At 37.1% G+C, this 21704-nt stretch carries 17 protein-coding genes and 4 tRNA genes; 19 read left to right on the top strand and 2 right to left on the bottom strand.

The genetic code is table 11. From position 1 onward, the window contains the following. The first annotated feature begins 169 nt into the window (after positions 1 to 169). Complete coding sequence (gene lon, locus V4P56_RS01485) at positions 170 to 2593, top strand: endopeptidase La (protein ID WP_455482330.1); 2424 nt, start codon at positions 170 to 172, stop codon at positions 2591 to 2593. Between the two features lie 230 nt (positions 2594 to 2823). Then, entirely contained in the window at positions 2824 to 3102 is a 279-nt protein-coding gene (locus tag V4P56_RS01490; RefSeq protein WP_455482331.1) for an HU family DNA-binding protein, read from the top strand. Between the two features lie 613 nt (positions 3103 to 3715). Here V4P56_RS01490 and trmFO read toward each other — a convergent pair. Further along, positions 3716 to 5122 carry a methylenetetrahydrofolate--tRNA-(uracil(54)-C(5))-methyltransferase (FADH(2)-oxidizing) TrmFO gene (gene trmFO / locus V4P56_RS01495; RefSeq protein ID WP_455482332.1) on the bottom strand — a complete coding sequence of 469 codons (1407 nt, stop codon included), beginning with the start codon at positions 5120 to 5122 and terminating at the stop codon, positions 3716 to 3718. Between the two features lie 166 nt (positions 5123 to 5288). Here trmFO and V4P56_RS01500 point away from each other — a divergent pair. From V4P56_RS01500 to V4P56_RS01525, 6 genes are all read left to right on the top strand, one after another. After that, positions 5289 to 5371, top strand: a tRNA-Leu gene (locus tag V4P56_RS01500). A gap of 135 nt (positions 5372 to 5506) precedes the next feature. Continuing rightward, on the top strand, positions 5507 to 6934 hold the full coding sequence (gene tig / locus V4P56_RS01505; RefSeq protein WP_455482333.1) for a trigger factor: 1428 nt from the start codon (positions 5507 to 5509) through the stop codon (positions 6932 to 6934). Positions 6935 to 7060: 126 nt separating this feature from the next. After that, positions 7061 to 8560 carry an Asp-tRNA(Asn)/Glu-tRNA(Gln) amidotransferase subunit GatB gene (gatB, locus tag V4P56_RS01510; RefSeq protein WP_455482629.1) on the top strand — a complete coding sequence of 500 codons (1500 nt, stop codon included), beginning with the start codon at positions 7061 to 7063 and terminating at the stop codon, positions 8558 to 8560. Between the two features lie 185 nt (positions 8561 to 8745). Next, complete coding sequence (locus tag V4P56_RS01515) at positions 8746 to 9144, top strand: NADH:ubiquinone oxidoreductase subunit NDUFA12 (protein WP_455482334.1); 399 nt, start codon at positions 8746 to 8748, stop codon at positions 9142 to 9144. A gap of 81 nt (positions 9145 to 9225) precedes the next feature. After that, a complete protein-coding gene (locus V4P56_RS01520; protein ID WP_455482335.1) occupies positions 9226 to 9651 on the top strand; it encodes a DUF2155 domain-containing protein in 426 nt (141 codons plus the stop codon). A gap of 552 nt (positions 9652 to 10203) precedes the next feature. Next, positions 10204 to 10941 (top strand): rhomboid family intramembrane serine protease, encoded by a 738-nt coding sequence (locus V4P56_RS01525; RefSeq protein ID WP_455482336.1) that lies wholly within the window; start codon positions 10204 to 10206, stop codon positions 10939 to 10941. On the opposite strand, the gene V4P56_RS01530 is transcribed toward V4P56_RS01525, so the two are convergent. Next, complete coding sequence (locus V4P56_RS01530) at positions 10931 to 11761, bottom strand: TrmH family RNA methyltransferase (RefSeq protein WP_455482337.1); 831 nt, start codon at positions 11759 to 11761, stop codon at positions 10931 to 10933. The two genes, V4P56_RS01525 and V4P56_RS01530, sit on opposite strands and share 11 nt — an antisense overlap. A gap of 202 nt (positions 11762 to 11963) precedes the next feature. On the opposite strand from V4P56_RS01530, the gene V4P56_RS01535 reads away from it, so the two are divergent. The 11 genes from V4P56_RS01535 (at position 11964) to rpoB (ending at position 21682) form a co-directional block, all read left to right on the top strand. Continuing rightward, positions 11964 to 12047 (top strand) — tRNA-Tyr (locus V4P56_RS01535). 33 nt (positions 12048 to 12080) lie between these two features. Further along, positions 12081 to 12154: transfer RNA gene (locus V4P56_RS01540), tRNA-Gly, on the top strand. A 171-nt stretch (positions 12155 to 12325) separates the two neighbouring features. After that, a complete protein-coding gene (gene tuf, locus V4P56_RS01545; RefSeq protein ID WP_455481550.1) occupies positions 12326 to 13501 on the top strand; it encodes an elongation factor Tu in 1176 nt (391 codons plus the stop codon). A gap of 47 nt (positions 13502 to 13548) precedes the next feature. Continuing rightward, positions 13549 to 13624: transfer RNA gene (locus tag V4P56_RS01550), tRNA-Trp, on the top strand. A gap of 210 nt (positions 13625 to 13834) precedes the next feature. After that, complete coding sequence (gene secE, locus V4P56_RS01555; protein ID WP_455482338.1) at positions 13835 to 14047, top strand: preprotein translocase subunit SecE; 213 nt, start codon at positions 13835 to 13837, stop codon at positions 14045 to 14047. 20 nt (positions 14048 to 14067) lie between these two features. Next, entirely contained in the window at positions 14068 to 14598 is a 531-nt protein-coding gene (nusG, locus tag V4P56_RS01560) for a transcription termination/antitermination protein NusG (protein ID WP_455482339.1), read from the top strand. Between the two features lie 154 nt (positions 14599 to 14752). Next, positions 14753 to 15181, top strand: a complete 429-nt coding sequence (rplK, locus tag V4P56_RS01565) for a 50S ribosomal protein L11 (protein WP_455482340.1) — start codon at positions 14753 to 14755, stop codon at positions 15179 to 15181. Between the two features lie 4 nt (positions 15182 to 15185). Continuing rightward, positions 15186 to 15884, top strand: a complete 699-nt coding sequence (gene rplA / locus V4P56_RS01570; RefSeq protein WP_455482341.1) for a 50S ribosomal protein L1 — start codon at positions 15186 to 15188, stop codon at positions 15882 to 15884. Between the two features lie 365 nt (positions 15885 to 16249). After that, the gene (rplJ, locus tag V4P56_RS01575; RefSeq protein WP_455482342.1) at positions 16250 to 16768 is read left to right on the top strand and encodes a 50S ribosomal protein L10; all 519 of its coding nucleotides are present in this window, start codon (positions 16250 to 16252) and stop codon (positions 16766 to 16768) included. A 102-nt stretch (positions 16769 to 16870) separates the two neighbouring features. Beyond that, positions 16871 to 17242 (top strand): 50S ribosomal protein L7/L12, encoded by a 372-nt coding sequence (gene rplL, locus V4P56_RS01580; protein WP_455482343.1) that lies wholly within the window; start codon positions 16871 to 16873, stop codon positions 17240 to 17242. 288 nt (positions 17243 to 17530) lie between these two features. Further along, a complete protein-coding gene (gene rpoB, locus V4P56_RS01585) occupies positions 17531 to 21682 on the top strand; it encodes a DNA-directed RNA polymerase subunit beta (RefSeq protein ID WP_455482344.1) in 4152 nt (1383 codons plus the stop codon). The last annotated feature ends 22 nt before the right edge of the window (positions 21683 to 21704 follow it).

The raw sequence follows: 21704 nt of genomic DNA on the forward strand, positions 1-21704 counted from the left end.
ATATGAATAGTGGTGATGAATATATTTAAGAGTAGATGTTTCTGGATATTATAGACATAATGCTTGATTTGTATATTTAGAGTCACCACTTCATACATTGTGAAGAGCTAGAATTTTCTAAGGGTGGGTTTGTGTAGTGGATAGATTGTAGGTTCCAGAAAGGACAATTATGCAATATATTGATGAAAAAACAGATGGAATAATGGAAGAGCTTTACGCTATTTTACCTCTGCGCGATATTGTTGTTTTTCCACACATGATTGTTCCACTTTTTGTGGGACGAGAGAAATCGATTCGTGCTCTTGAAGAAGCGATAGCAGGTGATAAACAGATACTACTGGTTACACAAAAAAATGCTTCTGATGATGATCCAAAATCGGAGGATATTTATGATATTGGTACGTTTGCCAATGTGCTTCAACTTTTAAAGCTTCCTGATGGAACTGTAAAGGTTTTGGTTGAGGGTACTGCACGTGCAAGAATTAGCCGGTTTACTGAAAATGAGGATTATCATCAGGCCTTTGCAACTGTTATCGAGGGATTTAAGGAAAATGCTGTTGAGATTGAAGCTCTTTCTCGGTCGGTAATTTCTTATTTTGAAAATTATGTAAAACTTAATAAGAAAATTTCTCCTGAAGTTGTTAATGCAATTAGTCAAATTGATGATCCTTCTAAACTCGCCGATACCATTGCTTCACATTTAGTGATTAAACTTTCAGAAAAACAAGAAATGTTGGCTTTATTGCCTATCCGTGATCGTCTTGAACGTGTTCTGTCTTTCATGGAAGGAGAAATTTCCGTTTTGCAGGTTGAAAAGCGTATTCGTTCACATGTCAAACGGCAAATGGAGAAGAATCAACGAGAGTATTATCTAAATGAGCAGATGAAAGCCATTCAGAAAGAATTAGGAGCAGGTGATGATAGCCGCGATGAGCTGTCTGAATTAGAAGAACGCATTACAAAGACTAAGCTTTCAAAGGAAGCTCATGAAAAAGCTGTATCAGAGCTCAAGAAGTTACGTAATATGTCTCCTATGTCTGCGGAAGCAACTGTTGTGCGCAATTATCTTGATTGGCTTTTAGCAATACCTTGGGGTAAAAAATCAAAGATTAAAAATGATTTAAACTTTGCTGAAAAAGTCATGGATAATGAACATTTTGGTCTTGAAAAAGTTAAGGAGCGAATTGTTGAATATTTAGCAGTACAAAGCCGAGCATCAAAAATAAAAGGTCCTATTATTTGTTTATTAGGTCCTCCTGGTGTTGGAAAAACATCGCTTGCACGTTCTATTACAAAAGCAACAGGTCGTGAATATGTCCGTATTTCATTAGGGGGTGTTCGGGATGAAGCAGAGATTCGTGGACATCGTCGGACTTATATTGGTTCTATGCCTGGAAAAATTATTCAATCTATGAAAAAAGCAAAAAAATCTAATCCGCTTTTTTTGCTTGATGAAATTGATAAAATTGGTCAAGATTTTCGAGGAGATCCTTCATCAGCTTTATTAGAAGTCCTTGATCCTGAACAAAATGGTGCGTTTATTGATCACTATTTAGAAGTAGAATATGATCTTTCTGATGTAATGTTTGTTGCGACAGCAAATACACTTAATATTCCAGGGCCATTAATGGATCGGATGGAGATTATTAGAATTGCTGGTTATACTGAATGTGAAAAGATGGAAATTGTTAAGCGGCATCTTTTGCCGAAGGCTTTGAAAGATCATTGTCTATCTAAGAGAGAGTTTAATGTCTCTGATGATGCTATAAGATCAATTATCCAGTTTTATACGCGTGAAGCAGGTGTCCGTAATCTTGAGCGTGAATTAATGAAGATGGCACGCAAGTCAGTTACAAAAATTTTAAAGACTCGTCAAAAATCTGTAAAAATTACAGAAGATAATATTAGCGATTTTTTAGGTGTTAAGCGTTATCGTTACAGCCAAGTTGAAGGTGAAAATAAGGTTGGTATTGTTACTGGGCTTGCGTGGACCGAAGTTGGCGGGGAATTGTTGACTATTGAAGGTGTCATGATGTCAGGTAAAGGTAAGATGACCGTAACTGGAAATTTGCGTGATATTATGAAGGAGTCAATTTCTGCTGCAGCATCTTATGTGCGTTTTCGTGCTGTGGATTTTGGTATTGAGCCACCACTTTTTGATAAACGCGATATTCATGTTCATGTTCCAGAGGGCGCTACACCAAAAGATGGACCATCAGCTGGGATTGCAATGGTGACAGCAATTGTTTCAGTATTAACAGGAATAGCTGTGTATAAAGATGTTGCGATGACTGGAGAAATTACTTTACGTGGGCGTGTTTTGCCGATTGGTGGATTAAAAGAAAAACTTCTTGCAGCTCTTCGAGGGGGTATAAAGAAAGTGCTCATTCCTGAAGAAAATGCAAAAGATTTGATTGATATTCCTGATGATGTAAAAAATAATATGGAAATTATTCCAGTAAATCACGTAAGTGAAGTTCTTAAACATGCTTTAGTTCGTTTTCCTGATCCTATTGAATGGGCAGAACCTCCTATAGTAGCTGCAGCTGTTAGAACTGAGAGTGATAATGGAGGAATACAGATTGCGCACTGATTCATTATTTAGTTTGTAAGTATATTTTTAAAGGTAATAGAAGTTATTTTTATGGTTGTTGTTTTATTTTTTTGAATAAAAAATGAAAAATTCCGTGAATAACTATGATTATTGTTAAAAAAAATATTCTTTAAATAAAAATAAGACTTCTGTTTATTGTACTTTTCAATAAACTAATTGGTAACGGGGTAAGTTATATTACCCAGTAATATAGGGAAAGGAAATATTCAATGAATAAAAGTGAATTGGTGAGCTCCGTTGCTGAAAAGGCAGGTGTTTCAAAAGCACAGGCTAGCTCTGTTGTCGATGCTTTTATCGCGTCTGTAACAGAAGCTTTGGCTTCAGGAAGTGATGTTCGTCTTCCAGGTTTTGGTTCTTTTGAAGTTTCTCATCGTGCTGCCACGAAGGGGCGTAATCCTTCAACTGGCGCTGAAATTAATATTCCAGCACGTTCTGTGCCTAAATTTTCTGCAGGGAAAAGTCTTAAAGAGGCTGTTAATAAAAAATAATATAAGCCTACACTAAAAAACCCGATTTATTTATAAGCGGGTTTTTTCTGAATTTCTCTTTATGTAGAATTTTATAAATATTATGAGTACTTTTAGAGTTTATACAGCGTATTATGTGCAATAAATATATTTATTTTTGTATTTCAAATAAAATGTTTGGCTATAAAGGATAGTGTATATTTTAGATAATAGTTTTGGCTTTTATCATGCCGAGTCTTTATGTTTTTTCTTTGCGACAGAGAATTATAGAAGTGATGAGAATATTTATATTGTATAAGCATTGAGTGTTTGTTTAGTTATTCTTATTATTGCAGAATATTTCATATTATTACTGATTTTTTTACGATTTTAGTATGCATACAGTTTGTTTTCATTATGGTTAAGGCTTTATCTTTTGTAGTAAAAATCTTTTGAATACTTTGCATTATTTAATAATTTAATAAATTTTTATACTGTTAATAAATAGTAATCTATACATTGGCATTTATTGATTGAGTTAGCTGGCATCATAAAAATTGAAGTGTTTTTTCTGCAAGGCAATAACAGAATTTTCCTAATCAATCAGAAGTGTGAGTAGTGTATGTCTCATAAAAATCAGAGATAATAATTTAGTTTAGGAACTACTTTTTTCACTATCTGTTAACCATTGAATACAGTCATTTATGGCTCTTATTGTGATAGCTTGTTTTTTTGCTAATTTTTTTTCTTTGCTTGATAAATATTTTACTGAGTGGTCGACAGAAGCGATAGGTAGGAAAAGTCCAAAATTGATATTCATTGGTTGAAAAGATTGTCTTTTTGTATCGTCAGCAATGATGTGTCCACCAGTAATATAGTTTAAGAGAGCTCCAAATGCTGTAGTTTGTGGAGGTAAGGAAGGATAATTATAATTATATTCAGCAGCAGCAAAACGTCCAGCTAGAAGCCCTATTGCGGATGATTCTACATAACCTTCACATCCAGTGATTTGTCCAGCAAAACGTATTTGAGGTCTTTGTTTTAGACGAAGCGTTTTATCAAGAATGATTGGTGAGTTAAGGTAGGTATTACGGTGAAGTCCACCAAGGCGCGCAAATTCTGCTTTTTCAAGACCAGGGATCATTCTAAAAATACGAACTTGTTCACTATATTTTAGTTTTGTTTGGAAGCCGACCATATTATAAAGGGTTCCAAGCTTATTATCCTGGCGTAATTGAACAACGGCATAGGCTTTAACTGCAGGATGATGAGCATTCGTTAATCCCGTAGGTTTCATTGGACCATATCTTAAAGTTTCAAGTCCACGTTCTGCCATAATTTCAATTGGCAAGCATCCATCAAAATAGGGTATTTTTTCAAAGCTGCGGAATTCTATTTTTTCTGCATTTTTTAATGCATGAACAAATTCTTCATATTGTTCTTTATCAAGAGGACAATTAAGGTAATCTTTTCCTGTTCCTTCGGGGCCAATTTTATCATAGCGAGATTGATACCAACAGATGTCCATATTAATGCTATCAGTATAGATAATAGGCGCAATAGCATCAAAAAAAGAAAGTGCCTCTGTTCCAGTTATTTTTTGTATTGCTTGAGCAAGAGTAGGTGAAGTAAGAGGACCAGTTGCAATAATAATGTGATGCCAATCTTCAGGAATTTCACGAATTTCTGTACGGTCTATGGTTATGAGAGGATGATTCTCGAGTACTGCTGTAACAGTTTTAGAAAAATTATCGCGATCAACGGCTAGTGCACTCCCAGCTGGTACTTTATTAGCATCTGCAGCACTCATAATTAAGGATTTTGCTAATCGCATTTCAGCATGTAAAAGCCCTACAGCATTTGTTGATGAATCATCAGAACGGAATGAATTTGAGCATACGAGTTCTGCAAGTTTATCTGTTTTATGGGCATCAGATTTTTTTTGAGGCCGCATTTCATGCAAAATAACAGGAATTCCTGACTGGGCGATCTGCCAGCTTGCTTCGCTGCCGGCAAGACCACCGCCGATGATATGAATGGGGGTATTGAATTTATTTAACATAATCTACTTTTAGCGGAAGCAGTTGTATCTGAAAAGCATAGATTTTGTTTTTGTAATTTGTGAAAATAATATGTATTTAGATTTTAAAATATATTTGTTTGCTTTTTTTCTTTAATTAATGGTATAGAAACGCCGCTTATATGAGATTATTGACTTACAGATTTGAGCGGATGTGGCGAAATTGGTAGACGCACCAGATTTAGGTTCTGGCGGGAGACCGTGGGGGTTCGAGTCCCTCCATCCGCACCATAAAGGAATTCCTTGAAGACTACTATTTCTATGTGCCAGGAAGACCGCTTCATGATGATTTAACACTCAAGTGTTAAAGTGTAATTATTATCAGAGTGGGTTTAACCCTCTCTTCAAAGAAATGAAGGTTGTTTGATGCAGATTACTGAGACGCTTAATGAAGGACTGAAGCGCGAAATTAAAATCGTGGTTCCGGCGAGAGATTTAGAAGAAAAATTAAATGAACGGTTAGACGATACTAGGGGTAAGATCAAGCTTAATGGTTTCCGTCCCGGTAGGGTGCCTTCTTCATACTTACGAAAAATGTATGGTAAGTCTTTTATGGCAGAAATTCTTAATCAGATTGTTAGTGATGCTCCCTATTCTATTTTAGCGAATCGTGATGAACGCTCAGCAATGCAGCCGCAAATTGATATAGCTGAAGATGAAAAAGTTTTGGATGGAAAAACCGATTTTGTCTTTAGTTTGAAATATGAAGTTTTGCCAAAATTTGAAATTAAAGGCTTTGAACATATTGAAGTTATACGTGAAATTGTAGCTATTCCTGAACAGGAGATTAATAAACAAGTAGAGCACATTCTTTCTTCTACTCGTAGCTATTCACCAAAAGATGGTTTTTCTGAAGAAGGCGATCGTATTATAATAGATTATTTGGGTAAACTTGAGGGTGTTCCATTTGAAGGTGGAACAGATAGTGACGCACAGTTAATTCTTGGGTCAAAACAATTTATTCCTGGTTTTGAGGAGCAATTGATTGGCGTAAAAGCGGGTGATACAACAACAATTTCTGTTAAATTTCCTGATAATTATAGTGCGACACATTTAGCTGGTAAGGAGGCAGAATTTGATATCACTGTTAAATCTGTTGCTAAACCAGATGAATTAAAGATTGATGATGAAGCAGCTCAAAAACTTGGTTTGGAATCTCTGGATCGTTTACGTGAAGTTGTTCGTGAGCAAATTGAAAGCCAATATGGTTCAGTAACACGTCAAAAAATTAAGCGTCAAATTCTGGATGCTTTAGATGCTGATTATAATTTTGAGATTCCTGAAGGGCTTTTGGAAATTGAATTTAATAATATATGGGCTCAAGTTAATGATGATTTAGAAAAGGCTGGCAGTAGTTTTGAAGATGAGAACGTTACAGAAGAGCAAGCGCGAGAAGAATATCGTGTGCTTGCACAACGTCGTGTTCGCCTTGGTTTAGTACTTTCTGAAATTGGGATAAAGGTTGGTATTAAAATAAATGAAGATGAGCTAAAGGCAGCAGTTTTTGATCAGGTTCGCCAGTATCCTGGGCAGGAAAAAGAGATTATGGATTTTTTTCGTAATACACCGGAAGCTGTTGCAAATCTACGTGCCCCGATTTTTGAAGAAAAAGTTATTGATCATTTATTAACACAGATAAAAATCACAGATAAAGAAGTGACAGTTGAAGAGTTGATGAAAGAGTATGACGAATCAGATGTAATTGAAAAAAAATCATCTAAGAAAAAATCTACAGTAAAAAAAAAAGGTACAGAAAAAGTTTCTGCCAAAAAGAAAGTATCTAAAAAAAGTTAATGTTTTTGAAAAAAAACAAGCTCAATGAAGCTAAGATTTTATGAGATTCATATTCTAGATTTACACTTAAATAGTGGTTTTATATAGCCATAAAGTGTGTTTAAAAATATTGATAGTGGATTGGTAATGCAAATCATTGATACACGTACCCCTGATTCTAAACGCTTGATTTCTGGAGTGACAGGTGATTGGGAAGTTATTATTGGTATGGAGGTTCATGCACAAATCATATCAAATTCAAAGCTTTTTTCAGGAGCGTCAACTAAGTTTGGTGCTGAGCCAAATAATCAAGTATCGCTTATTGATGCAGCTATGCCTGGTATGTTGCCTGTTATTAATCAGGAGTGTGTTCGTCAAGCGATTCGAACTGGTTTAGGATTAAAGGCTCACATTAATTTAAAATCTGTTTTTGATCGTAAGAATTATTTTTATCCAGATTTACCACAGGGGTATCAAATTTCTCAATTTCGATATCCGATTGTAGGTGAGGGAAGGGTTATTATATCTGTTGGTCCGGATTCAAATGGCCAGTTTGAAGATATTGAAGTTGGGATAGAAAGATTACACCTTGAACAAGATGCTGGAAAATCGATGCATGATCAGCATCCAACAATGTCTTTTGTGGATCTTAATCGTTCTGGTGTAGCTCTTATGGAAATTGTTTCTAAACCGGATATGCGTTCACCAGATGAAGCTAAAGCTTATATGACAAAATTACGTACGATTGTTCGTTATTTGGGTACTTGTGATGGCAATATGGATGAAGGTTCTATGCGCGCAGATGTTAACGTATCAGTTCGTCGTCCTGGTGAAAATTTTGGAACACGCTGTGAGATAAAAAATGTTAATTCTATTCGCTTTATTGGCCAAGCGATTGAGTATGAAGCGCATCGCCAAATTGCCATTTTAGAGGATGGTGGTGTAATAGATCAAGAAACTCGGCTTTTTGATGCGGCTAAAGGTGAAACGCGATCTATGCGCTCAAAGGAAGAAGCGCATGATTATCGTTATTTTCCAGATCCTGATCTTTTACCGTTAGAATTAGATCAAGCCTTTGTAGACACTTTAGCAGCAGAATTACCAGAATTGCCTGATGATATAAAAATACGTTTCATCAAGGAAATGGGATTGACAGTGTATGATGCTTCCATTCTTGTAACAGAAAAAGCAATTGCTGATTATTTTGAAAAAGTAGCACATGGGCGTGATGGAAAAATAGTTGCTAATTGGGTGATTAATGACCTTTTGGGTGCTTTAAATAAAGATGGTCGTGAAATTGAAGAGGTGCCAGTATCACCAGATCAATTGGGGAGCATTATTGATCTTATTAAAGAAGGGATCATTTCTGGAAAAATTGCAAAAGATCTCTTCGAAATTATTTGGAATGAAGGTGGAGATCCGCGTAAGGTTGTAGAAGAGCGTAATATGAAGCAGGTAACAGATACAAAAGCTATTGAGCAAGCTGTTAGTGAAATTATTGCCAAGAATTCTGATAAAGTTATGCAAGCAAAACAAAAACCTGCCTTAGCCGGTTGGTTCGTAGGACAAGTAATGAAAGCAACAGATGGTAAAGCGAATCCTCAAACTGTTAATGAGCTAGTTAAGATGAAACTTGGTATAAATTAATATTATTATGGGGTAGAGGAAAGTTTATAAATATGATATTTTCTTATAACTAAGAGATCTGATTAGGAGTTTTTATCAGGTAAAGTTGTGATTGAATGTATTGGTATTTTCAGTAACTTCGGGTGTTATGGTAGATTTACTCCAATAGTTAAGTTTGTGAGAATATTAGAAAAATGGAATAAAGGATGGCTGTTTTTTTAAAGCAAGTCTTTACATGGTGGAATGGTAATACCATTAATACGCGTTTTTTTACATGGCGTAAAGGTAAGCGTGTAGGAGAAGATCAGTTTGGAAATGTTTATTATGAAGGTAGCTATCATAAAGATGGCTATCCACGCCGTTGGGTAATTTACAGAGATTATTCTGAAGCTTCCACTATTCCACCAGGTTGGCATGGTTGGATTCATCATCGTTGCGATATACCACCTACTCAGGAAAATTACCAACCGTATAAATGGGAAAAATCTCACGTTGCGAATATGACAGGAACAAGTAAAGCTTATAGACCTAAGGGATCTATTACACGCAACAAGGAACAGTCTTGTGTGCATAAAGATTATTATGCCTGGTCACCTGAAAAATAGAGTATCTTGATTGGCAAGTGTATTTTTTGTTTTACTGTAAATTATAGTTAGAATTTTTTTAGATATGATTGATTTAATACTATGAGGTCTTTTTTACTGTTAAGGTTATGGTATTTCTTTTGTATTTATTTCATGGGAATTATAGTAGTCTTATCTTCAGTTAGTGGAGTACAAGCTGAACGTGTTAGCAATGGGATTGCTGTTTTTTCAGGTCTTGATAAAATCACTGGTCGGACAACTCGTTTTGAAGTTTCTCTTGGTGAAGTTTATCAATATGGTGCTTTTCAGGTGGTACCGCGAGTGTGTTATACAAATTCTAAGGATGAATTAGTTCGTGCAACTGGTTTTATTGAAGTTAATGAAGTAACATTAGATAAGAAGGTACGGCGTATTTTTACAGGATGGATGTTTGCGGATAGTCCTGGCTTGAACGCTGTCGAGCATCCTATTTATGACGTGTGGTTAAAAGATTGTAAGCAAAGCTCTCGTCGTTTGCTTTCCCAATAGTTTTTTGTATGAAGTTATGTGCTGAAATCAATCTATTAGTTTTATAAGTTGCTTTAAAGGTAGTGTTTGAAGTGATAGAGGTTAGATACTAAAGTTAAGAATTTTATTGATATTTTTACTTCTATATTTAATAGATGGACTGTTTATTTTGCATTTATGGTAGTTTTTATGAAGGGATTGACTATCGTAATGGGTAAACGATAGAGTATCATTACTGTATAAAGAACATAAAGGAGTTAGTTGATAGGTTTTTGTTCTTTTTATGGTTAAGTCTTTTTATTTTGTTGGAGGGCAGGGTAAATAGATTAATGGTGCAGGTTGTTTATTATCGATATAATAGATTTTAGCTAACCTGAGTGATCTTAATTTAAGTTTAGTTTGGTATAGTAATCTTTTAGATGATATTATTGGTATTCATTTAAAGAAAATATTTTGTATTTAAGAATTAAAGTTGAAGGGATGTTAAGTTTAAAGATTTTTTATTATAAAAACTGATATATCTATATTATATGAAAAATTACCGATTTTACAAAGAGTATGAGATTTTATACGATGAAAAATTCGGATTATCAATGTGATAATACTTTGTTGTTGCCAGAAGAGCCTCGAGGTCCATTGTTAAATGTTCCATTTATTATAATCATTTTGATAGTATTTTGTTTTTGTATTTATTTTCTTCGTTATTTTTTTTCTAGTCAGTTTTATATTAGAGGTCTTGAATTTTTTTCATTTACACCAGCCTTATTTAAGGATGAACCTCTAGCATTTTGTCATACCATTATTAGTTATTCATTCATGCACGGTAGTCTTGAACATATTTCTATTAATATGATTTGGCTTTTGGTTTTTGGGTCTCCTTTGGTAAGGCATCTTGGTAGTTTTCGTTTTTTAATTTTTTGGATATTAACAGCATTTGTTTCTGCTTTAACCTACTTTATTTTTCACCAAGATAGTATAGTTTCGCTTGTTGGGGCGTCAGGTGCAATTTCTGGAATGATGGGCGCCGTTGCTCGTTATGGTTTTTCTCCTATACCTTTTGGTATCGATAAAAAAAATGAAAGATTTTTTGGTCCTTTGTGGTCCATCAAAAAAGCACTTTGTTCGAAGATTATACTTATTTATATCGGTGTATGGCTGATTATTAATTTTATTGTAGGTGTTTTTTCATTTCCATTTGAAGGAGATGGTATTTCAATAGCATGGGAAGCTCATATTGGTGGTTTTTCTTCAGGTTTTTTATTAATCGGTCTTTTTGATATTTCACAGGAAAAATCAAAAATTATAGTCTAAGATATTTATGAGCTGCATAAAGCGCTATTGTTGCTGCATTTGAGACGTTTAATGATTTAATATCTCCAGGCATATCAAGGCGTGTTAATGCGTAAACAGTTTCACGTGTTTTTTTGCGTAAACCTTTGCCTTCTGCTCCTAGGACAAGAGCAATTTTTTTTCCTGTGAATGCCGTTTCTAAAGGTAGATCAGCTTCTGAATCAAGTCCAAAACTTATAAAACCTGCTTTATGGAGTTCATGAAGTGCTTGAGCAAGGTTTCGGACGGTGATATAATTAATTAGTTCTAGAGCTCCAGAAGATGCTTTGGCCAAGACACCACTTTCTTGAGGTGAGTGACGAGAAGTAGTAATGAGTGCTCCAGCTTTAAATGCAACTGCAGAGCGCATAATAGCACCCACATTATGTGGATCAGTAATTTGATCTATTACAACGACAAGATCGGTGTTCGTTAAATCAGATAATTGGCATGGTTTCAGGGGGTCAGTTTCCAAAACAACGCCTTGATGAACTGAATCACTTCCAACGAGCGCATCAAGTTGTCTGGGTAAGGATAATATGACAGAGCAAGGAAAATCTGATTCGGGTATATTTAATCTTTTTAAAGCATTTGGTGTGGCATAGAGACGTCCAAAAACTCTTGTAGGATTTTTTAAAGCTGCATAAACCGAGTGGATACCATAAAGGCGAATTTTTTCCTGTTTTAAGGGGAATGTGTTTTGTTTTAGATGTTTTACAGATGGAACAGAAAAGCCTTTTGTATTGTAATATCGATAACGTGGATGAGTGCGGCTAGAATTTTTAGATGTTTTTTCTTTCATATCTTCTTTATAGCTTGTTAGTAACAGAAGTAGCTAGAAAAAAACTACAATTTAAGATTATTATTAAGAAATTTATAAAGAATCGTATTTATTTGTTGACAGATACGATACTAATCGTCATAACCGCCCCGCAGCCAGTTTGATATAGGTGATCAAGGTTTGGTTGTGGTGATGCTTCGTCGTACAGCTTTGCCGATGTAATGGAGGGGTGCCCGAGTGGTTAAAGGGGGCGGACTGTAAATCCGTTGCGTATGCTACGTTGGTTCGAATCCAACCCCCTCCACCATTCATCTAAAAAGAGTTAGTACGTGATGTGCGTGCGGGTATAGCTCAATGGTAGAGCAGCAGCCTTCCAAGCTGAATATGCGGGTTCGATTCCCGCTACCCGCTCCAGATAGTTGTTGATGATTGGGCGAATGGCATGATGGGAAGATACTTCCATCATAAATTAGGCGGGTTTGTCCGTCACATAGTTGCAATAGTCGGGCTGATGGTGTCAGTCCGGTTTGATTCATTTCTGCAAGCCTGTTTCCTAGGCGCTAACAAAACAAGAGATTGACAGCGATGGCAAAGAGCAAATTTGAACGCACGAAGCCGCATGTTAATATAGGTACGATTGGTCATGTTGATCATGGGAAGACTTCATTAACAGCAGCGATTACGAAATATTTTGGTGAATTTAAAGCATATGATCAAATTGATGCAGCTCCTGAGGAGCGTGCGCGTGGGATTACTATTTCTACGGCACACGTTGAATATGAAACAGAGAGCCGGCATTATGCGCATGTTGATTGCCCAGGACATGCAGATTATGTAAAGAATATGATCACAGGTGCAGCGCAGATGGATGGTGCGATTTTGGTTGTTTCTGCTGCGGATGGCCCGATGCCACAGACACGAGAGCATATTTTGCTAGCACGTCAAGTAGGTGTTCCTGCGATTGTTGTTTTTCTTAATAAGGTTGATCAAGTTGATGATGCTGAGCTTTTAGAGCTTGTTGAGCTTGAAGTTCGTGAGCTTTTATCAAAGTATGATTTTCCAGGAGATGATATCCCAATAGTTAAAGGTTCTGCGTTAGCGGCACTTGAAGATACAGATAAGAGCATTGGTGAAGATGCGGTTCGTCTTTTGATGAGTGAAGTTGATAATTATATACCAACTCCAGAGCGTCCAGTTGATCAACCATTTTTGATGCCGATTGAGGATGTTTTTTCGATTTCAGGTCGTGGAACTGTTGTTACTGGTCGTGTTGAGCGTGGTGTTATTAAAGTTGGTGAGGAAATCGAGATTATTGGTATTCGTCCAACTTCTAAGACAACAGTTACAGGGGTTGAAATGTTCCGCAAGCTTTTGGATCAAGGGCAAGCAGGCGATAATATTGGTGCATTACTTCGTGGTGTTGATCGTGATGGAATTGAACGTGGTCAAGTTTTAGCGAAGCCTGGTTCAGTTACTCCGCATACTAAATTTAAAGCAGAGGCTTATATTTTGACAAAAGATGAGGGTGGTCGTCACACTCCATTTTTTACAAATTATCGTCCTCAATTTTATTTCCGTACTACAGATGTGACTGGAATTGTTATACTTCCAGAAGGTACTGAGATGGTTATGCCTGGTGATAATGTTGCTATGGATGTTTCTTTAATTGTTCCAATTGCAATGGAGGAAAAGCTTCGTTTTGCTATTCGTGAAGGTGGTCGTACCGTCGGTGCAGGTATCGTCTCTAAGATCATTGAGTAAATAATAATTGTTGTTATATTGTAAGGTGTTTTATTTTTTTAAGAATTAGGGGTATAGCTCAGTTGGTAGAGCGGCGGTCTCCAAAACCGCAGGTCGCGGGTTCAAGCCCTGCTGCCCCTGCCAAAAGGTGAGTGTAATTTTTGTTATTAAGAAGGTAAATTTGGATTGCCTTCTTTGCTTTTTTTCTTATGGGGCTTGTTTTTTTTTGTATGAATCGGTATTGAGTAAAGAATGAAAAAACCGTATAAAGCTGAAAATTGGTTTCTCGCATTTTTGTTGTGTTTATTTTTTTATATAAATCACAGTAAGATTAGAAAGAATATAGTGTGACTGATGGCATCTAAAACCAATCCAATTACTTTTTTAAAGCAAGTTTATACAGAAACAGCAAAAGTGAAATGGCCTACGCGTCGTGAAACAGTTATTTCTACTGTTATGGTGTTATTGGTGACGGCATTGGCTTCAGCTTTCTTTTTTATTGTAGATCAGGTTATGCATTTTGGTGTGTGGAAGGGTATTGATCTTCTAAAATATCTTTTTAGTTGATAGTATAAGGAAGTGTAACTGTGGCTGCTCGTTGGTATATTGTTCAAGCATATTCAAATTTTGAAAAGAAGGTGGCAGAAGCTATTAGCAAAGAGGCAAAGCAAAAAGGGCTTGATCATCTTTTTGAAAAAATTTTTGTTCCGACTGAGCGTGTTGTTGAGGTTCGTCGTGGTCGTAAGATTGATACTGAGCGTAAATTTTTTCCTGGCTATGTTCTTGTCTGTGCTGAATTAACGGATGAGGTTTATCATCTTATTAAGAATACTCCTAAAGTGACGGGTTTTTTGGGTTCAGATTCGCGCCCTGTTCCTATTTCTGACAGAGAAGCTGAGCAAATTCTTAAACAGGTTCAGGAAGGTGTTGAGTCTCCAAGATCTTCCGTATTGTTTGAAGTTGGTGAGCAAGTTCGTGTTGCTGATGGGCCATTTGTTTCGTTTAATGGTGTTGTTCAAGAAGTTGAAGAAGAGCGTTCTCGGCTTAAAGTTGAGGTATTGATTTTTGGGCGTCCTACGCCTGTTGATTTGGAATTTGGTCAGGTTGAAAAACTTTGATTAAGCTTAGAGTGATTTTAATTGCTTTAAGTAATCGGTGGGAGGTAATTTTTAGCTTTTGTCGGCTTGATGATCCGAACCACCAAACTGCAATAGAAGCTGGCAGGAAGGATAAATTGTCAGCATACCAATTATAAATTGAAGGCAGATTATTATGGCAAAAAAAAGTATAGGTCAGCTAAAATTGCAGGTTCCTGCAGGGGCTGCTACTCCGTCTCCGCCGATTGGCCCTGCTCTTGGTCAGCGTGGTATTAATATTATGGAATTTTGTAAAGCGTTTAATGCGGCTACACAGGAAATGGAGAAAGGTTCACCGATTCCTGTAATTATTACTTATTATCAGGATAAGTCTTTTACATTCTCTTTAAAGACGCCTCCAGTATCATTTTTCTTAAAGAAAGAAGCAAATTTAAAATCTGGTTCAAAAGAGCCTGGTAAGGTATCGGTAGGAATTATTTCTCGTGATAAGATTCATTCAATTGCGGAAATAAAGATGAAAGATCTTAATGCAAATGATATTGAAGCAGCGATGCGTATGGTTGAGGGTTCTGCTCGCTCTATGGGTTTAGAAGTGGTGGGCTAATATTATGGGAAAAGTAGCAAAAAGAATAAAAAATATTCGTAAAGATATTAATTTTAATGAATTTTATACTTTAACAGATGCAGTTTCAATGGTTAAAGAGCGTGCGGTTGCTAAATTTGATGAAACAATTGAAATTTCAATGAATTTGGGTGTTGATCCTCGTCATGCAGATCAAATGGTGCGAGGTGTTGCTCATTTACCTAATGGAACAGGGCGAAATATTCGTGTTGCCGTTTTTGCACGTGGGAATAAAGCTGAAGAAGCTAAAGCTGCGGGTGCAGATGTTGTGGGAGCTGAAGATTTATTTGAAAGTATTAATGGTGGGGTAATTAATTTTGATCGTTGTATTGCTACGCCAGATATGATGCCTCTTGTTGGTCGTCTTGGTAAGATTCTTGGTCCACGGAATTTGATGCCGAATCCAAAAGTCGGAACTGTAACAGTTGATGTTACCAGTGCTGTAAAAGCTTCTAAAGGTGGTGCTGTTGAGTTTCGTGTTGAAAAAGCTGGTATTGTGCATGCTGGTATTGGTAAGGCTTCTTTTGGGGTTGAAAAGATAGTAGAAAATATTAAAGCTTTCGCTCATGCTGTTATTAAAGCTAAGCCACAAGGTGCAAAGGGGGAATATATTAAGCGTGTTGCAATTTCTTCGACGATGGGTGTTGGGATTAAAGTTAATCCTGAAACTGTCCGGTCAGAGTAGATATGCATAAATTTATGATTTTATTTGAGGTATATAAATATCAAGATTGGGTTTAAGATGTCAGCTTTTGTTGGCATTTGGCTATCTGGGCTTTATTGAGCTTAGATTATACCGGAAGAAATTCCGGGATATCCTGTCCGAGATTGTAGGTGATATATTAGTATCTTAATCAAAAAAAGACCTACATGAGACTGGGGTAAAAACTATGGAGTTAAAAGACTTTAAAGAGTTTGAACCAAGGTTACCTTTGATCGCTATGCGTGAAAAAGGGGGCAGGATCCTCGTCGATAACATAAAATATTTTTATGTTATCAAAGGTAATCGACAGGTTTGTTTTAAACAAACTTGTTAAATGGAGAGAGACAGTGAATAAAGCGGAAAAACGCGAATTTGTTACATGGCTTAACGAGATTTTTCAAAAATCTGGTTCTGTTATTGTTGCACATTATTCCGGTCTGACAGTTTCACAGATGAACGATCTACGTTCGAAAATGAGTGAAGCTGGTGGTGCCGTTAAAGTCGCCAAAAACCGTCTTGCTAAAATTGCTCTTCAGGGCACGGAATCTGAATCAATAATGAGTTTGTTTGTTGGGCAGACGCTTATTGCTTATTCAGAAGATCCAATTACAGCACCAAAAGTTGCTGTTGATTTTGCAAAAACCAATGACAAATTTGTTATCCTTGGTGGTTCGATGGGTGCAACAAATTTGAGTGTAGATGCTGTGAAGTCTTTGGCTTCATTGCCCTCATTGAACGAATTACGGGCAAAGTTTATAGGTATGGTTTCTACCCCTGCAACTCGTATTGTTCAGGTTGTTAATGCACCTGCAGGTCAGGTTGCTCGTGTTATTGGTGCATATGCTCGGGAGGGTGAAGCGGCTTAAGGCTGTTTTATATTCACATTAACAGAGGAGCTTTGAGGCTTTTTTGTTTTTTGGATAAATTCTAAATAATGATTCAAACTTTTTAATTGAAGGAATTTGAAAATGGCTGATCTAGCAAAGATCGTGGAAGACCTTTCTAATTTAACTCTTTTAGAAGCTGCAGAGCTTTCTAAGTTGCTTGAGGAAAAATGGGGAGTTTCGGCTGCTGCTCCTGTAGCGGTTGCTGCTGTTGCTGGTGTTGCTGCACCAGTTGCTGAAGAAAAAACAGAATTTGATGTTATTCTTGTTGAAGGTGGTGCTCAAAAGATTAATGTTATTAAGGAAGTTCGTGCTCTTACGGGTCTTGGCCTTAAAGAAGCTAAAGATTTGGTTGAGGGAGCACCTAAGCCTATTAAAGAAGGTGCTTCTAAAGATGAAGCAGAGAAAATTAAATCTCAGCTTGAAGCTGCTGGTGCTAAAGTTGAGCTTAAGTAGATTTTATTTTATCGGCGAGCGTTTACGTTCGCCAATTTTCTTCTTTCTGAAAAGAAGGAAGGTGTTTGATGAAACTCTTTTCCCAACAGTTTAGTAGCTGAGTGGGTATGGGTTTTTTCTCTGGTACCCCTTATCATAGAGCTAAGTAAAGAGATGGCTTGTGTTTATGGGGTCAGTCAATGATGCTCATTATTGGGTATCAGATGAGTTGGTCTGCATGTTGCAGGTTAATGACGTAAAGCTTTCAAGGTTTAGTCTACCTTGAAGAGTAAAGATCGAGGAGTAACGATGGCTCAGACCCTAGCGATGACGTCTCAATTTAATGGTCGTAAGCGCGTACGTAAGTTTTTTGGTAAGATTCCTGAAGTAGCAGAGATGCCAAATCTTATTGAAGTTCAAAAAGCATCATACGATCAGTTTCTTATGATTAAGGAACCAAAAGGTGGGCGTCCAGATGAAGGCTTGCAAGCTGTTTTTAAATCGGTATTTCCTATTTCAGATTTTTCCGGCACGGCTATACTCGAATTTGTTGGTTATGAATTTGATTTACCAAAATTTGATGTTGAAGAATGTCGTCAGCGTGATTTAACTTATGCTGCACCGTTAAAGGTAATATTACGTTTAATTGTCTTTGATATTGATGAAGATACTGGTTCGAAAGATATAAAAGATATCAAAGAGCAGGGTGTTTATATGGGTGACATGCCTTTAATGACAACGAATGGTACCTTTATTATTAATGGTACTGAGCGTGTTATTGTGTCACAGATGCATCGTTCTCCAGGTGTCTTTTTTGATCACGATAAAGGAAAATCACATTCATCAGGAAAATTTCTTTTTGCTGCTCGCATCATTCCGTATCGTGGTTCTTGGCTCGATATTGAGTTTGATGCCAAGGATATTATTTATGCCCGTATTGATCGGCGACGCAAGATTCCGGTTACAAGTCTTTTGATGGCATTAGGCATGGATGCGTCAGATATTTTATCGACTTTTTATAATAAAGTTTCTTACGAGCGGGATGGAAATGGATGGCGTGTTCCTTATTCTGTTGATCGCTTTAAGGGAATAAAGCTTGTTTCTGATCTTGTTGATGCAGATAGTGGTGAGGTAGTTGCTGAATCTGGTAAAAAATTAACAGTCCGTATTGCAAAATCTTTGGCAGAGAAAGGTTTGAAAGCGGTTAAAGTCAGTGAAGATGATTTATTGGGATCTTATTTAGCAGAAGATATCGTCAATTATCAAACAGGTGAAATTTATCTTGAAGCTGGTGATGAAATTGATGAAAAAACATTGAAGATATTGTCTGATGTTAATGCTAATCAAATTAATATTCTTGATATTGATCACATGAATGTCGGAGCATATATCCGTAATACTTTAAAAGTAGATAGAAATGAAAGTCGTCAGGATGCATTGTTTGATATCTATCGGGTGATGCGTCCAGGTGAGCCACCGACAATAGATACAGCAGAAGCTATGTTCCATTCGTTATTTTTTGATCCAGAGCGTTATGATCTTTCAGCTGTTGGGCGTGTCAAGATGAATTTGCGTATGGATCTTGATTGTTCAGATACGATTCGCATTTTACGTCAAGAAGATATTCTTGGTGTTATAAAAATGTTGGTTGAATTACGTGATGGTCGTGGTGAAATTGATGATATTGATAATCTTGGCAATCGTCGTGTTCGATCAGTTGGAGAATTGATGGAAAATCAATATCGTATTGGTTTGCTTCGTATGGAGCGTGCGATAAAAGAACGCATGTCATCTGTTGAAATCGATACAGTTATGCCACAGGATTTGATTAATGCTAAGCCAGCGGCTGCTGCAGTTCGTGAATTTTTTGGGTCTTCACAATTATCTCAATTTATGGATCAAACTAATCCGCTGTCAGAAATTACCCATAAGCGCCGTCTTTCTGCTTTAGGTCCAGGTGGTTTAACTCGTGAACGTGCAGGTTTTGAAGTTCGTGACGTACATCCTACGCATTATGGTCGTATTTGTCCAATTGAGACACCAGAAGGTCCTAATATTGGTTTAATTAATTCTTTAGCAACATTTGCACGGGTTAATAAATATGGTTTTATTGAAAGTCCATATCGCAAAATTATTGATGGAAAGGTGACAACAGAGGTTATCTATCTTTCTGCTATGGAAGAATCTAAGCATTATGTAGCTCAGGCCAATTCTTCCTTGGATGCTGAAGGGCGTTTTACAGAAGAATTTGTTGTTTGCCGTCATGCAGGTGAGGTTTTGATGGCACCACGAGATCATGTTGATTTGATGGATGTTTCACCAAAACAGTTAGTTTCAGTAGCTGCTGCTCTTATCCCATTTTTGGAAAATGATGATGCAAATCGTGCATTAATGGGTTCGAATATGCAACGTCAAGCAGTTCCACTTATACGTGCTGAAGCACCATTTGTTGGTACAGGTATGGAATCAATAGTTGCTCGCGATTCAGGAGCTGCTATTAGTGCAAAGCGTGGCGGTATTGTTGATCAAGTTGATGCGACACGTATTGTTATCCGTGCAACAGAAGATCTAAATCCTTCAAAATCTGGTGTTGATATTTATCGTTTACAAAAATTTCAGCGTTCCAATCAGTCTACCTGTATTAATCAGCGTCCTTTGGTACATGTTGGTGATCGGATAGAGAAGGGTGATATCATTGCGGATGGTCCGTCTACAGATCTTGGTGATTTAGCTCTTGGGAGGAATGTTCTTGTAGCATTTATGCCTTGGAATGGGTATAACTATGAGGATTCTATTTTGCTTTCTGAGCGTATCGTTGCCGATGATGTTTTTACTTCAATTCATATTGAGGAATTTGAAGTTGCTGCACGTGATACAAAGCTTGGTCCAGAAGAAATTACTCGTGATATTCCTAATGTTGCGGAAGAGGCGTTAAGGAATCTTGATGAAGCTGGTATTATTTATATTGGTGCTGATGTTCAACCTGGTGATATTTTGGTTGGTAAGATTACACCAAAGGGTGAAAGTCCCATGACACCAGAAGAGAAGCTTTTACGCGCAATTTTTGGAGAAAAAGCTTCAGATGTTCGTGATACTTCTATGCGAATGCCTCCAGGGACTTTTGGAACTGTTGTTGAAGTTCGTGTTTTTAATCGCCATGGTGTGGAAAAAGATGAGCGTGCTATGGCAATTGAACGTGAAGAAATTGAACGTTTGGCTAAAGATCGTGATGATGAGCAATCAATTCTTGATCGCAATGTTTATGCACGTCTTGCTGATATGCTGACAGGTAAATTAGCTGTAGAAGGTCCAAAAGGATTTTCGAAAGGTAAGAAACTTGATAGTGTAATTATGGGGCATTATCCACGTTCACAATGGTGGCAATTTTCTGTTGAGGATGAAAAGCTTCAGGATTCGATTGATGCTTTACGTAAGCAGTATGATGAATCAAAGGAAGCATTGCAGCGTCGCTTTATGGATAAAGTTGAAAAAGTCCAAAGAGGTGATGAAATGCCTCCTGGTGTCATGAAAATGGTAAAGGTTTTTGTGGCTGTGAAGCGCAAAATTCAGCCAGGTGATAAGATGGCAGGACGCCATGGTAATAAGGGTGTCGTGTCACGTATTCTTCCAGTAGAAGATATGCCATTTCTTGAAGATGGAACTCATGCCGATATTGTATTGAATCCACTCGGTGTACCTAGTCGTATGAATGTTGGTCAGATTCTTGAGACACATCTTGGTTGGGCATGTGCTGGTATGGGCAAGAAGATTGGCGATTTGGTGGAATTTTACCGAGAGACTGGGGATATACTTCCTTTACGTCAGCGTATTGAGAATTTCATTCCCGATAATGATCGTAATGAACCAGTACGTCAGTATGATAATGAAAGTCTTTATAAATTAGCATTACAGATGAGGAAAGGTGTTTCAATTGCAACACCTATTTTTGATGGAGCGCATGAAGCTGATATTAACTTGATGTTGGAAGATGCAGGTTTGGATAGTTCAGGGCAAGTTACACTTTATGATGGTCGTACTGGGGAACCTTTTGATCGTCCAGTGACAGTAGGGTATATTTATATGCTTAAATTACACCATCTTGTTGATGATAAGATTCATGCACGTTCAATTGGACCTTATTCGCTTGTTACGCAGCAGCCATTGGGAGGTAAGGCACAATTTGGTGGTCAGCGTTTTGGTGAAATGGAAGTCTGGGCACTTGAAGCTTACGGTGCCGCGTACACTCTACAGGAGATGCTGACAGTTAAATCGGATGATGTGGCTGGTCGAACAAAAGTTTATGAAGCTATTGTGCGTGGTGATGATACATTTGAGGCGGGTATACCTGAAAGTTTTAATGTATTAGTGAAAGAAATGCGTTCACTCGCTCTTAATGTAGAGCTTGATGATGCGCGTGAACTTATTGCGCGACGAACATTATCTGATATAGCAGAACAATAATTCAAAGGGCGCATTAGGAATA

The sequence above is a fragment of the Bartonella sp. B35(2025) genome (genome assembly GCF_053794465.1).

Coding starts and splice junctions, on each gene's coding strand:
- lon (WP_455482330.1), top strand. CDS start 170: ATGCAATATATTGATGAAAAAACAGATGGAATAATGGAAGAGCTTTAC.
- V4P56_RS01490 (WP_455482331.1), top strand. CDS start 2,824: ATGAATAAAAGTGAATTGGTGAGCTCCGTTGCTGAAAAGGCAGGTGTT.
- trmFO (WP_455482332.1), bottom strand. CDS start 5,122: ATGTTAAATAAATTCAATACCCCCATTCATATCATCGGCGGTGGTCTT.
- tig (WP_455482333.1), top strand. CDS start 5,507: ATGCAGATTACTGAGACGCTTAATGAAGGACTGAAGCGCGAAATTAAA.
- gatB (WP_455482629.1), top strand. CDS start 7,061: ATGCAAATCATTGATACACGTACCCCTGATTCTAAACGCTTGATTTCT.
- V4P56_RS01515 (WP_455482334.1), top strand. CDS start 8,746: ATGGCTGTTTTTTTAAAGCAAGTCTTTACATGGTGGAATGGTAATACC.
- V4P56_RS01520 (WP_455482335.1), top strand. CDS start 9,226: ATGAGGTCTTTTTTACTGTTAAGGTTATGGTATTTCTTTTGTATTTAT.
- V4P56_RS01525 (WP_455482336.1), top strand. CDS start 10,204: ATGAAAAATTCGGATTATCAATGTGATAATACTTTGTTGTTGCCAGAA.
- V4P56_RS01530 (WP_455482337.1), bottom strand. CDS start 11,761: ATGAAAGAAAAAACATCTAAAAATTCTAGCCGCACTCATCCACGTTAT.
- tuf (WP_455481550.1), top strand. CDS start 12,326: ATGGCAAAGAGCAAATTTGAACGCACGAAGCCGCATGTTAATATAGGT.
- secE (WP_455482338.1), top strand. CDS start 13,835: ATGGCATCTAAAACCAATCCAATTACTTTTTTAAAGCAAGTTTATACA.
- rplK (WP_455482340.1), top strand. CDS start 14,753: ATGGCAAAAAAAAGTATAGGTCAGCTAAAATTGCAGGTTCCTGCAGGG.
- rplA (WP_455482341.1), top strand. CDS start 15,186: ATGGGAAAAGTAGCAAAAAGAATAAAAAATATTCGTAAAGATATTAAT.
- rplL (WP_455482343.1), top strand. CDS start 16,871: ATGGCTGATCTAGCAAAGATCGTGGAAGACCTTTCTAATTTAACTCTT.
- rpoB (WP_455482344.1), top strand. CDS start 17,531: ATGGCTCAGACCCTAGCGATGACGTCTCAATTTAATGGTCGTAAGCGC.